This window comes from Brucella pseudogrignonensis, from assembly GCF_002252525.1.
In the GTDB taxonomy this organism is placed as follows: Bacteria; Pseudomonadota; Alphaproteobacteria; order Rhizobiales; family Rhizobiaceae; genus Brucella; species Brucella pseudogrignonensis.
Genome location: NZ_NNRM01000022.1, coordinates 221469 through 234770 on the forward strand (window position 1 = coordinate 221469; position 13302 = coordinate 234770).

Here is a 13302-nt window from a genome sequence, read left to right on the forward strand (position 1 = left end):
TTTAGGACGCAGTATTTCGGTCGTGCAACGACTCGTGTATGAGGTTAGGCCATGTTGACCGACACTGCCGACAAAGCAAGTACTGCTGCCAATGTCGCGCCAAAGATTGATTTGGCCGAGCACGATGGCGCGCGTCTTGTTAGCCTGAGCGGACGCTGGGTTTCCCAAAGCGTCAACTTCGTGGACAAGAAAATGCGCGAGCTTGAAAAAGTTGGCGGTTCGCAGGCAGTCATCATAGATGCGACTGACGTGGCAAGCCTCGACACTGCTGGTGCATGGCTCATAGAGCGTCTGCGTCAGAGGCTGAAGTCTCAAAATATCGATGTTCGTCTTGAGGGTGTTAAGCCCGCCTGGCTTCCGCTTATGGAAGAGGTCGGTAATGCCGTCGAGCGTACACTTGATGTGCCGCAATTCAAAAAGCCATTCGTCATTATTCGTATGCTGGAATCGCTGGGCCGAGGCGTCGTCTCGATCTATGACGATTTCAAAATGGCCATGCATATTCTTGGCGCTACCATCCGTGGAGCGCAGCTGAAAGCTGGTCGCGGCAGTGGTATTCCTATCCCGGCCATTGTCACACAGATGGATCGTATGGGCGTTGGTGCCATTCCGATCATTATACTTATGTCGACGATTGTTGGTGCGATTATCGCACAGCAGGGTGCCTTTCAGCTCCGCTATTTCGGCGCTGAAATCTTTGTTGTCGATCTGGTCGGTATTCTTGTACTGCGCGAACTGGGTGTCTTGTTGACCGCCATCATGATCGCGGGCCGTTCAGGAAGTGCGATTACCGCTGAAATTGGTTCGATGAAAATGCGCGAGGAAACAGACGCGCTTACGGTTATCGGTCTTAATCCGGTCGGCGTTTTGGTGTTTCCGCGTCTTGTGGCACTCGTCGTCGTTCTGCCGCTGCTGACAATCATCGCCGATCTTGCGGCTTTGATTGGTGCTGCAGGCGTTGCCTGGTTTTACTCAAATATTTCACCGGAAGCTTTTATCAGCCGTCTGCATGATGCAGTGGCGCTCAATACATATTTCGCTGGCCTCATTAAAGCGCCGTTTATGGCAATGATCATTGGCATTCTCGCCTCTGTTGAAGGCATGAAGGTCGGCGGCAGCGCAGAATCGCTTGGGCGTCGCGTTACTGCTTCTGTGGTCAAAGCGATCTTTGTCGTAATCGTAGTAGATGGCATGTTTGCCATGTTCTATGCCGCTATTGATTTTTAAAAGTGTGACGATCCGTTGTTTTTATGGGCTATTTCGGACACAGTCAGAGATAAATCAGACTTGAGATTCTCGCTTGCGGTTCAGTCTCAGAGCAAGCTCGGATAAAGAATAGGTATGGAGAGCAGTATCGATCAGCAGCCACAATCACACGACGAGGAAAGCAATCAGGCGCCCGTGCCGATCATATCGGTGCGTGATGTTACTGTTTCTTTCGGCGGTCGTGCGCCTGTTCTCGATAAGCTGTCGCTTGATATATACAAGGGCGAGGTGCTTGGCTTCATCGGACCGTCCGGTTCCGGTAAGTCGGTGCTTATGCGCACAATTCTCGGACTGAATAAAAAGCAGTCTGGAGATATCGAGATATTGGGCAAAAACATCGATCGTCTGGGCGACGTCGAGAAAATGGCCATCGATATGCGCATGGGTGTTCTGTTCCAGCATGGTGCGCTTTTCTCAGCGTTGAATGTACTGGAAAACATTCAGGTGCCGATGCGTGAATATCTCGATCTTTCACCAAAGCTTATGGATGAGCTTGCGCGTTTGAAGATCGATCTGGTGGGACTGAAACCGGATACAGCTGAGAAATTCCCGTCGGAGCTTTCAGGCGGCATGATCAAGCGCGCAGCTCTAGCCCGCGCACTGGCTCTTGATCCCGATATCGTCTTCCTTGATGAGCCGACTTCGGGTCTTGATCCGATCGGTGCAGCAGACTTTGACGAGCTGATTGCGAACCTTCGCGATACAATGGGACTGACTGTCTATATGGTCACCCACGACCTCGACAGTCTGTTTGCGATTTGCGATCGCATTGCAGTTTTGGGCAACAAAAAAGTGTTGGTTAGCGGTTCCATTGAAGACATGCTGACTGTAGACGATCCATGGGTTAAATCCTATTTTCAAGGCAAGCGCGCGCGCCAGATTGACACTTCGGCGCCAAGCAGACGGCGGCCGGGTAGCCGCTTGCAGACTGGATAAGGTATGGAAACGAGAGCCAATTACGTACTGGTAGGAGTGTTCACGCTGATCGTCAGTCTACTGGCGTTCGGTTTCGTGTACTGGATCGCCCGCTTCGGTGAAGCGAGGGATTCTCTTGAGCTTGATGTTCGTATTCCCGGTTCTGTGACGGGATTGTCGCTCGGTAGCCAGGTTTTGTTCAACGGTATCAAAGTTGGTGATGTTCGGGCGCTTAAACTTGATGAAACTAATCCGGAAATGGTGATCGTCAAAACGCGCGTCAATGCGACAACACCGATTACCCGTTCAACTGCAGCGACGCTTGGTTTTCAAGGTTTGACCGGGCAGGCCTATATCGAGCTGAAGGGCGGGCGTCTCGATGAACCCAATCTTCTGACCGAAGCTGCAAAGGAAGACACGGTTGCGCGTATCGATGCTGATCCTTCCTCAATCAACAATCTTCTCGCCACCGCACAGGATATCGCGGCGCGCGCTAATTCTGTAATCGGTCAGCTGGAAGGCTTCGTGAAGGATGCTCGTGGGCCACTTACGGATACCATCAACAATACAAAGACTTTTACGGACGCGCTGGCGAAGAATGCCAACATCATTCAAGAGCTGGGCGAGAACACCGGGAATATCAACCAGATTGTCACTGATGCCAAGGATATGATGGCACGTTTGAACGCGGCTTCAGTGCGCGTTGAAGGTATTTTAGCCAAAACAGATAAGCTTCTGTCTAGCGACGACAAGGATGGCGTTGTAGCGCAGGCAAAAGCCACGCTTGAATCAATCCGTCAGACCTCAACCAATCTCGACAAGCGTCTCGGACCGATTGCAGACAATCTGCAGCGTTTCTCAGGCCAAGGTCTGCGCGATGTTCAGTCGGTTGTGGTTGACAGCCGTCGTTCGATCCAGCGAATTGAACAGGCAATTACAGATCTCGAACGCAATCCGCAGCGTCTGATTTTCGGCGGACAAGGTAACGTACCGCAGTATAACGGGAGGGCGCGTCATTGATTTCCAGAATCGGTTCCGTTGATATGAAATCACGCCGCTCGCTCATCAAAGCTTCTGCTGTGTCTGCACTCGTTGTGGGCCTTCTTACAGGCTGTGGAACGACAACGCCCCTCGATACTTTCAACCTTTCGGCACCGCAGCCCAATGTTTCTTCCCCTAGTCGGAAGAGCATTCAGTTGCTGATACCGACTCCTACGGCGTTGAAAGCCCTCGACAGCGAAAATATCGTTATCAGTTCTTCACCGGGCTCAATCGAATATCTAAAGGGCGCACAATGGGGCGACCGCCTGACGAATATCGTCCAGTCGCGAATTGTGCAGGCCTATGAAAATACGGGTGTCTTTGGTGGTGTAGGTCGTCCTGGCGACGGCTTGGCAATCAATTATCAGATACTCACCGATCTGCGCATGTTCGGCGTTCAGGTCTACGGTGGACAGCGTGTTGCAGTCGTAGAGCTTGCCGTGAAGCTGATGAATGACAAGAATGGTGAAGTACGCTCAACGCGCGTGTTCCGCTCATCCGTTCCGGTCAGTGGCGCGACAAACAGCGCCTATGTCAAAGCACTGGACGCTGCGTTTGATCGGACTGTAAGCGAGGTCGTGGGCTGGACGATATCGTCGCTCTAATCATTTCAGAACGCGTCTAAAGTCAAAGCATAATCCTATCGGGGTGAAACGAGGATCTATAAGATTATGCTTCAAATAAAAAGGCTTAGGGCGTCGATCTAATCAAATCAAATCGAAACACACTCCAAAGCAGGTCGGATAATCTCCGGCCTGCTTTTTTCGTGCCAGCCTAAAGCATGTTGCAGCTAAATGGATTCATTTAGCGTTCGCGAACATGCGACAACTAACAGAATCGGGAGCGAGCACCATGGGTGCGATTAAGCGTGACACGCTCTAGTGCATGACGCGGAAACGTCGGAGCCGGATTTGCGTGTAATCAGTCCAATGGACTGGTTATTCACCCCGAGACCGCTCCACCTTAAACTCGTTTCACTCTGTTGCTCGGTTTCGATAATTTGCGACTTGCAACTTCGATAATCCGTCTTCATTCCATAACAAAAAACGCGGCCCGAGAGCCGCGTTTTTCTTTCATTCGATATGGTCCGCGATTAGCGCAGACGTCCGCTTGCGTGAGCGAGCATGGTGTAAACCTTGCCGGTATCCGACGTGAGATAGGTCTGTGTGACCATGTTATCACGATCGTTGCGTGCAACGTCTTCAAGCAAGCGCTGGAAGTCGTCCATGTAACGGTCTACAGCGCGGCGGAATTCACCATCGGTCTGATACTTGCGCTTGATGTCATCAAAGGTCTGCTGACCCTTCAGCGTGTAAAGACGGCGGGTGAAGACATTGCGTTCGCCACGGCGGTAGCGGTCCCAGAGTTCAACCGACGCTTCATGATCGATTGCACGCGCAATATCGACCGAAAGCGAGTTGAGCGATTCAACGACGTGGCTCGGTGAACGCGGAGCCTGTGTCGACTGCGGCTGGGATGGCGCTGCAGCTTCATCGTCACGGGAGGCGCGAGCCAGAAGGTCCGAAACCCAACCGCGAGGCTTTTCAGCCGATTGTGCAGGCTGAGCGGCCTTTGGTGCCTCTACAGGGCGGCTACGGACTGCAACATCAGCCTGTGTTGCCTGAGCCTGTGGGCGTGGCGCGACAGGAGCTTGAACTGGTGTCGGAGCTGGAGCAGCGCGCTGGGTCTGAACCGGGCGGGAAACCGAGCGGTCTGCACGGCTTTCGCCAACATCGACCAGACGTCCCGATTTGTTGACGATCTCAGCAAGCTCCTTGAGAGCATTGATCTGCTCGCCAACCGCCTTGCGCATGGCACTCGTCGTTTCTTTTGCTTCTGCAGGCATGTCGAGAACGCCACGCTTGAGCTCGCCACGGGTTGTGTCGAGTTCGCTGCGAATTTCCGAAGCTGTGCGACGGATATCGTCGGTGGCAGCAGAGAACTTCTGCGAAGCCTGTTCCACGATCTCGGAAACGCTTTCGCGCATCTTTTCAGCAGAAACGCGAGTCTGTCCTTCAGCACGCTGGAAGGCAGATGCAACAACCGTTTCAAACGACTGCATCAGCTTCTCGATGCCTTCCGACTTTTCAACCAGACCGGAAGCTAGCTTGTCGAGCGCCAGGTGACGGTCTTCAAGAGTACCTGCAAGGCCATTCTGAGCCGAGTTGATCATGTCTGAAGCAGACGAGAGAACCTTGCCGTGTTCTTCAAAGCGTTCCGCAATATCAGCGATCTGCGACAGGGTACCATCCGAAAGCGCACGCAGCGTTCCGATGTTGTTGTCGATGAGACCGGTCGAAGCCTGGAACATCTGTGCAGCGCGGTTTGCGTTTTCAACGAAGCTGCTGGTTGTTTCAACGAGACGACCATCAATGTCTGTCAGGTTGCGGGCAGCAGCGTCGATCAGCTTGCCGAGTTCACCATTTGAAGCGGCGAGGCGGTCGATCAGTTCGCTGACATTGTCCGAAAGGCCAGACTTCGCCTGCTGAACAGCAGCAATTGTTTCAGCCGTACGGCTGGCCAATGCGTTGACCAGTGCTGCATTTTCCGAACGAAGACGGTCAGTTGCTGCATGGGTTGCTTCTTCAAGCTGCTGAGCAAGGCCGCGACCGCTATCTGCAAGACGCTGTACAAGCGGTTCAGCAGTATCATTGAGGATCTGCGTGATTTCCTGTGAACGTGCAGCGAGGACAGCATTCAGCTCACGGGTACGTTCTTCAAGCGTAACGGCAGTCGTATCGGTAACTTGAGCGATACGGGCTTCAACCGAACCCAGTTCCATCGTGATGCGCGAACCGATGTCGCCGAGGCGCGTTGCAATGGCATCTGCGCGTTCAGCAAGGCGAGCTTCAGTGCCGGAAAGATTTTCCGTAACACTTGAAGAGAATGCTTCGCTATGACCGGCCAGTGTTTCACTGGTTTTGGTAGCAGTGTCTGCGATACGGGCTTCAATTGCTGAAAGCTCACCGGTGAGGCGGCTTTCAATGGCTTCGAGACCGCCGGCAATCGCGCTTGCACGTTCATTCAGGCGAGCTTCTGTGCCAGCCAGGTTATCGGCAACGCTTGCGGCAAATGCTTCACTGTGACCAGCAAGCGTATCGCTTGTCTTGGTTGCGGTATCAGCAATGCTGCTTTCGATCTGCGACAGACGTTCTGCAATCGCATTTGCGCGTTCGCCGAGGCGTTCTTCAGTGCCGGAGAGGTTCGCGATGAGATCGGCGCTGAAGCTCTGACCAAAGCCGTCGAGAGCCTGACCAGCCTTCGCTGCTTCAGCGGAAAGCGTGCTGGCTGCTTCCGTGATCTTCTCACGCAGCGAGCCTGCGACGACACCAGCACTCTGTTCGAGTGCGCGACGAACATTGTCGACGCCAATCGAAAGCGCCTTTTCCATGGTCTGGGTGCGTTCTTCGATAATGCCGGTCTGGCCTTCGAAAGCGCGGCTGATCGCATCGCTGCTGTTCTCAATCGCGTTGTGCAGATTGGTCGTGCGCTGCGAAAGGATATCGCCATGATCCTGAAGGGTCTGGCTGAGCGACGCAGTGCTTTCAGTCAGAGTTTCGCGGATCGCAGCGGTGCGGCCTTCAATCGTCTGTTCATGCCCATCAAGGATATGGACGAGGGCGCTGTTGTGATCGTTGAGAACCGAGCGCAGTCCATTCGTGCGTTCTTCGACGTGCTGAACGTGATCATTGAACGTTGCTTCAAAGGCAGAACGGCTTGCGCCGATTGTTTGGCTAAGTGTCTGCGAGCGTTCGTCGAATACGCGTGCCAGCTCCTGCTGATTGTCAGCAATAAGAGACTGCAGCGAATTGACCCGTTCATCAAAAGTACGAGCGATCAGTTCACGATTTTCGTTGAAATTATCGCGCAATACGCTTGTACGTTCATCCATCAGCTGAGCAAGCATTGCCTGATTGCCAGCGATGACACCCTGCAGAGAGGCTGCACGCTCTTCCAGCGAACGCGAGTGATCTGCGAAGGTCGCATCGAGGCGCGAAGCGCTGTTTGCCATTTCTTCCTGAAGAACACTTGTTCTGTCAGCAAGAATAGCCGCGTGCCGCTCAGCAGCCGAATCCAGAGCCGAAGCGCTGTTGTTAATTGCGTTTTCGATATCGCTTGTGCGTGCGGCAAGCGTATCAGCATGGCCACGGATAACCGCTGAAACGCGTTCAGTTTCACCTTCAAGCGAAGACGCCAGAACATCGCGGCTTTCTGCAAGCTTGCCAGCAAAAGCCGAAGCTTTTTCGTTGAGAACGTTACCAACGCTTTCGCTGATCGAAGTCAGATCATCGCTGATCTTGGTCTTCGTTTCATCGATCATTGCGCTCAGTGCATTGCGGCCACCAGAGAAGGTTTCTGCAATTTCACGAGTACGTGCAATGAGATTTTCGTTGATCTGACGCGAACGGGTTTCAAGAGCCGCGTTCAGCTTTTCAGTGCTGCTATCAAGCGCATGGGCGCGTGTTTCAAACTCGGAAAGGAGCGAGCGGCCACGTTCGTTCAGCGTTGTGTCGAGCTGGGTCAGGCGTGCGTCGAACTCGCTGACCATCGACTGCGTGGCGCCGCCAAGCAGAGTTGCGATGCCAGCTGTACGCTCATCAAGCGCCGAGCTTACGCGTTCCGAAATTTCACGCGACTGCTGATCGAGCGTCGCAATACGTGTATCCAGTTCGCTTGCAAAAGCTTCGCCGGAAGTCGTGATGCGTGTTGCAATATCGCCGGTACGCTTTTCAATGGCGTCAGCAATTGCGCCGCCGCTTTCGTTGATGCTGCCGATCAGACGTTCGCCAGAATCGCCGAGAAGCGAGCTGAGCTGCTGAGATGCAGATACAACATTATCGCGTATGATATTGGCAGCGCTCGACAATTCTTCCTTGAGCTGCTCATGAGCGCCAGTAATGGAAGAGCGAACGCGTTCGGCATGGCTGACAACAGCTTCGCGCTCATTGCCCAGATCGCTGACAAGCGAGCGAATGCGCACTTCATTGTCGCTATAAGCGCGTTCAAGCTGATTAACTTCGGATTGAACGAGTGTTTCAAGTTCGACAGCGCGTGCGAGCGTGCGCTCGATGCCTTCGTTCATCGCTGCAACTTCGCGGCGAACAGCCTGGCTCAGCGTGGAAACGCGGTCGCCTGCAGCGGCTTCAGGCTGCAAAAGCTTGAGCGCTGCTTCCGACATGCTGCGTGCTGCAACGTGCATTTCCTGCGCACGACGCACCAGATGCGCGAAGCCCCAGAACATGATGACGGGCAGCGCGACGCCAGCTGTTACGCCGAGACCGGCAGGGGATGTGAAGAAGTCTTTTGTTGCCTGAAGGCTGGAGAATACATCAGGGCTGATTGCCTTGCTGATCGCAACGCCGCCGGCGGCCCAAAGGACGCTCATGGCAGTCGTTGTCCAGAAAAGCTTGGACGAGCGTTCGGTAATGCGACGCGGTGCTGCAGCAACGGCTCTGCCATTGCGCGAATCGTCGTTGGCAGGCGTAAGAGCGGCGGCAGGCGTGGCGGCTACAACGGATGGCGCAGGAGAAACAGGAGCTGTTGCAGCTTTTGGTGCTGCGTCCTGAACTGGCGCCTTGGCTTTGTTGACTGGCTTCGATGCAGTGTTAGCGGCTTCCGGCGTGGCGGATGGAAGCACTGCACTGACGACTGGAGGCACAGGTGGCGCAGCAGGGCTCGCAATGACTGAAACGGTAGAAATCGTTTCCGCCTTCGCTGTTCCTTCGGTGGTAATGTTTACAGGAGAGACTTTCGCGGCTTCGACCACTTTCGTGTTCTGCTCTGCGACCAGTTCTTCGGCCGCACGCGAAATCTGCTCTTCAAGGTCATCGACGGAGAATTCTTCGTCAATTGCACTCAGGTCCATATCAATATCGAAATCGTCACCGAAATCGATGTCGAGTGCCTGTTCAAGTGCCTGTTCAACCTCGTGGTCGAGCTTTTGCGCCTTGGATTTAGAAGCCATAGCCTTGCCTACCTCGTACTCATTACTGCGACGGCCGGATCAACATAGAGCCGTTACAAAACTTACTCCGCCATTTTTCATCGTATCGGCTCGGGCTTGTTAAGGAAATAGGTGCCCGCGCCGGATGTCTAAAACTTTAAATACAAGGTTAACAAAAAAGGGTTCAGTTTAAAAAAATCCCGGTTTTCCGGCGCTTTCAAGTTAACGATCATTCTGTGGAAATCAAACCGAAACGACAAACCACTATAATGCATCTGCTACAAATCGTTAACAAAAATGCACGTTAAAAGAGAGCTGTTATTTTTATTCTACCAATAGTTTGATTCATGCGGCAAAAAAATAACGCTACACGGACTGATAATTTCAACTTGATGATAATGCCTATATCACCCATGCAGCAAGAGCTCTCGTCCAAATAGGTGATCTAGGGCAGGAACGTTGAAAAGGAACGGCATTTTGGCGCAGTTTTCCGTCCAAAGCGCTGCAATGGTTGAACTTGAACCGATTACACCGTATCTGCCTCAGCAAGATATTCAAGAAGCCTGTTGTTTCCTTCAAGGAAGTCGGAACAAAAGCTATCAATAGCGCCGTGTAAGGTGCGCAGGAACTGACAATGACAAAAATTATCTTCGTGTCCGCTGACGGCGCTTCGCGAACTGAAGTCGAAGCCGATAATGGATCGAGCGTGATGGAAGCAGCCATTCGCAACGGCATTCCCGGCATTGATGCTGAATGCGGCGGTGCCTGCGCCTGCGCCACATGCCATGTCTATGTGGATGAAGACTGGACTGAAACTGTTGGCGGTCCGGATGCGATGGAAGAAGACATGCTGGATTTCGCTTATGAAGTGCAGCCAAACTCACGTCTTTCATGCCAGATCCGTGTAAGCGATGAGATCGACGGTCTAGTCGTTAAGGTGCCTGAGCGCCAGAACTAGAATAAAAGGAAAGAGCGGCGATACATTAGGGAGCGCAGATGGAAGTCGAACGTCATTCAGACATCGCTATCATCGGCACCGGGCCTGTCGCTCTTTTTTCAGTTTTTCAGCTGGGCCTGTTCGGCCTTACGTGCCGTTTGTTTGATTCAGCGAGCCGAGCAGGCGGTCAGTGTACTGCGCTTTATGCAGACAAGCCCATTTTTGATGTTCCAGCTTTTGCAAAGATCATGGGTGAAGAGCTTATTGAGCGGCTATTGACTCAAATAGAGCCTTACAAGCCTGCCTTTGAATTCGATCAGCTTGTGATCGACGTTTCAGCTAGTGAAAACGGTATTCAGCTCAAAACGGTCAGCGGAACATCATTCAGCTCAAAATGCCTGGTGATTGCTTCGGGGCTTGGGGCATTTACCTCAGAAGGCCAGATCGTTCGTCCAGATCCACTTGGCACATTTGATCTGCAGCGTTTCGGCAATTCAATTGTCGTGAATACTGAAACGTTTTGCACGTCGCAGCCAAAAATCTATGCGATTGGCGATGTTTGCCATTACCCCGGAAAACTGAAACTCATTCTTTCAGGTTTCCACGAGGCTGCCCTGATGACACAAGCCATCAGGAAAAATTTGCAACAAGCTAAATAGACCCTGGCGTTACTGGGTCATTTTCTCAAGTCGATAAGTCAAAAGACGCTCAAAGCGTCGTTCAAAGTTGATCGTCTCAACACGATCAAAACGCTCCTGCGCTTTATCATGCGCTGCCATAAGCCGTTCCGTCACCTTATCGATGTCTGCACGCAACGTGGCGCAGTCTGTTCGGCTCCGCAATGAGCGTATCTGACGTTCCATTTCACTCGCATGGCTGCGTGCGATAACGATATGGCTTTCCTCGTGACGACGAATATCCTGATACAAAGTATCCCAGATCAATGCGAGTTCAGGGCCAGCCTTGCGGCGCTGTTTCCAGCGCGGCAGCATGACCTTTGCATGAACATTCACATAAACGCCCTGAACCTTGCAGGCGCGATCACCCGTAGCACGCCCATAGCGTACCTTGGCATCGAAGCGGATTTCTGCAGCGCCAGGATGATGCTGACCGGTCTTCTTGAGAAACGGGCCACTGCGCGACAGTGCCTTGTCGAGATCTGCAGCTGTCTTCCCGTTGACATTATAATAGCTGAACGTCCGGAAAATGGAGGCAGCTTCTGCCTGTGGAGCAACAACAGCGAGGGCTAAGCCCAAAGCCAGAACTCGTTTTTTAAAGGACATGTTCTGGCACCTCTTCATAAAACCAGAAAGAAACTCGTACATTCACTGATGTGCAACATGGCATGCAATCGTCAAGAGAACTATAACGACCATCAATAAACGCCATATCGCCCGTTTGGCTGCATAAAGTCCGACAGAAAAGACAATTGGAATATTCTTCAATGATAAAACAATGGCAACTTGCCCATGGTCGTAACCTCCAATTGGGCGCAAAATCTGTCATTATGGGCATTTTAAACGTCACACCGGATTCATTTTCCGATGGTGGACATCACAATGATCTGGATAAGGCATTGATTGTTGCGAAAACCATGCTGGACGATGGCGCAACGATTATCGACGTCGGAGGGGAATCGACTCGCCCTGGTGCTGCTTTAGTTGATGCCGAAACAGAATCCGCACGTGTTGTTCCAGTCATACGTGCGCTTGCGAAAGAGTTTGGCTGCACAATCTCAATCGATACCTATCGCGCATCAACAGCTAGGCTTGCGGTAGAGGCGGGCGCCCATATCGTCAATGATGTATGGGGGCTTCAGCGAGAACCGGAAATCGCTCAGGTTGCGAAAGATACTGGTGCCGGACTGGTCATCATGCATACGAGCCGCGATAGAAATACCGACCCCGATGTGATTGCTGATCAGTTCGCCTTTCTCGATGTATCTCTGGAAATTGCGAGCAGGGCAGGTATTGATGCTGGCAGTATCGTGCTTGATCCGGGCTTTGGCTTTGGCAAAAACAAGGATGAAGACATCGCTTTGATGGCACGCATGGAAGAATTGCAGCGTTTCAGCTATCCTCTATTGGTGGGAACGTCGCGCAAACGTTTCATTGGTGCCATCACAGAACAGGCTGATCCATTGATGCGGGATATCGGAACGGCTGCGACGTCGGTTGCAATGCGATTGGCAGGAGCCGACATCTTCCGTGTTCACAATGTCGCTTTTAATAGGGACGCACTTGCAGTTGCCGATGCTATCCTGCAAAGCAGATTAAAGAATTAATAGGAAACAGGGCCGTGTACACCATCCGCATCATGAACTGCGCATTTTTCGCGCATCACGGCGTCTTTGACGAAGAACATAAACTTGGTCAGCGTTTCTACGTTGATGCGATCCTGGATGTCGATCCCGGTGACTCGCTTGAAAATGACGACATCGAAGGCACGGTCCATTATGGCATCGCCTTCACAGTCATTCAGGACATCATCACCGGCAGCCAGCGCTATCTCATTGAAACATTGGCACTTGATGTCGGCAAGGCACTGACTGCGCGTTTCCCGCAGATCAAACGTGCTGAAATCACCATTCGCAAGCCTAACGCACCAGTTCCAGGTGTGCTTGATCATGTTGAAGTAACGGTGGTTTATCCACGCTGATGAGCATTGCTTTGCCTTATCGCGCCTGGCTTGGGCTTGGCGGCAATATCGATGATCCTGTCGCTTCGATGGCCAAGGCGCTGAAACTCCTTGATGCGCGCACCGATACCAATGTTATCGCGGTTTCTCAGGTCTATCGCACACCGCCATGGGGAAAGACCGATCAGGCCTGGTTTCACAATGCCTGTGCGCAGATCGAAACCGCACTTGCACCGCTTCAGCTCATCGATACCTGTCTTGATGTAGAGCGTTCGCTCAAACGCGTTCGGCTGGAGCGATGGGGGCCGCGTATCATCGATATTGATATTCTCGCGATGCAGGATGATGCAGGCGAGGCGATTATCATGAACGAACCTGCACTGGAGCTTCCACACCCGCGTATTCAGGAGCGCGCATTTGTGCTCGTGCCGCTCAATGATATTGCGCCGTCACTTCAGATTGCGGGTAAAACTGTTTCGGAGTGGGAAAAGGCCTGTGCCACTTTTGAAATAGAAAAAGCCCGCACTGATGCGGGCTGGTGGCTGGATTAGATTGTAACCGC

10 protein-coding genes and 1 pseudogene are annotated in these 13302 nt (G+C 52.5%); 9 read left to right on the top strand and 2 right to left on the bottom strand.

Features of this window, described 5'->3' with window-relative positions:
- Nucleotides 1–51: 51 nt before the first annotated feature.
- The 4 genes from CEV34_RS14065 (at nt 52) to CEV34_RS14080 (ending at nt 3827) form a co-directional block, all read left to right on the top strand.
- The gene (locus CEV34_RS14065) at nt 52–1227 is read left to right on the top strand and encodes an ABC transporter permease (protein ID WP_007874946.1); all 1176 of its coding nucleotides are present in this window, start codon (nt 52–54) and stop codon (nt 1225–1227) included.
- Between the two features lie 114 nt (nt 1228–1341).
- Nucleotides 1342–2202, top strand: a complete 861-nt coding sequence (locus tag CEV34_RS14070; protein ID WP_007874947.1) for an ABC transporter ATP-binding protein — start codon at nt 1342–1344, stop codon at nt 2200–2202.
- A 3-nt stretch (nt 2203–2205) separates the two neighbouring features.
- The gene (locus CEV34_RS14075) at nt 2206–3201 is read left to right on the top strand and encodes an MlaD family protein (RefSeq protein WP_007874948.1); all 996 of its coding nucleotides are present in this window, start codon (nt 2206–2208) and stop codon (nt 3199–3201) included.
- 23 nt (nt 3202–3224) lie between these two features.
- Nucleotides 3225–3827: an ABC-type transport auxiliary lipoprotein family protein gene (locus CEV34_RS14080; protein ID WP_007874949.1), complete on the top strand. Its 603-nt coding sequence runs from the start codon at nt 3225–3227 to the stop codon at nt 3825–3827.
- Nucleotides 3828–4315: 488 nt separating this feature from the next.
- Here CEV34_RS14080 and CEV34_RS14085 read toward each other — a convergent pair.
- Nucleotides 4316–8710: pseudogene (locus CEV34_RS14085) on the bottom strand (apolipoprotein A-IV repeat region-like domain-containing protein); the annotation flags it as partial.
- Between the two features lie 1090 nt (nt 8711–9800).
- On the opposite strand from CEV34_RS14085, the gene CEV34_RS14090 reads away from it, so the two are divergent.
- Both CEV34_RS14090 and CEV34_RS14095 read left to right on the top strand, forming a co-directional pair.
- Complete coding sequence (locus tag CEV34_RS14090) at nt 9801–10124, top strand: 2Fe-2S iron-sulfur cluster-binding protein (RefSeq protein WP_007874958.1); 324 nt, start codon at nt 9801–9803, stop codon at nt 10122–10124.
- Nucleotides 10125–10162: 38 nt separating this feature from the next.
- A complete protein-coding gene (locus CEV34_RS14095; RefSeq protein WP_007874960.1) occupies nt 10163–10762 on the top strand; it encodes an NAD(P)/FAD-dependent oxidoreductase in 600 nt (199 codons plus the stop codon).
- Nucleotides 10763–10771: 9 nt separating this feature from the next.
- Here the strand turns inward: CEV34_RS14095 and CEV34_RS14100 are convergent, their stop codons facing one another.
- The gene (locus tag CEV34_RS14100) at nt 10772–11386 is read right to left on the bottom strand and encodes a DUF922 domain-containing Zn-dependent protease (RefSeq protein ID WP_007874962.1); all 615 of its coding nucleotides are present in this window, start codon (nt 11384–11386) and stop codon (nt 10772–10774) included.
- Between the two features lie 161 nt (nt 11387–11547).
- Here CEV34_RS14100 and folP point away from each other — a divergent pair, with 161 nt between their 5' ends.
- Genes folP through folK form a run of 3 tightly spaced genes read left to right on the top strand, consistent with a single transcriptional unit; the run spans nt 11548 to nt 13291 of the window.
- Nucleotides 11548–12387: a dihydropteroate synthase gene (folP, locus tag CEV34_RS14105; RefSeq protein WP_007874964.1), complete on the top strand. Its 840-nt coding sequence runs from the start codon at nt 11548–11550 to the stop codon at nt 12385–12387.
- 14 nt (nt 12388–12401) lie between these two features.
- A complete protein-coding gene (gene folB / locus CEV34_RS14110; protein WP_007874966.1) occupies nt 12402–12761 on the top strand; it encodes a dihydroneopterin aldolase in 360 nt (119 codons plus the stop codon).
- Nucleotides 12761–13291, top strand: a complete 531-nt coding sequence (gene folK / locus CEV34_RS14115) for a 2-amino-4-hydroxy-6-hydroxymethyldihydropteridine diphosphokinase (protein WP_007874967.1) — start codon at nt 12761–12763, stop codon at nt 13289–13291. Before folB ends, folK begins: the two co-directional genes overlap by 1 nt.
- The last annotated feature ends 11 nt before the right edge of the window (nt 13292–13302 follow it).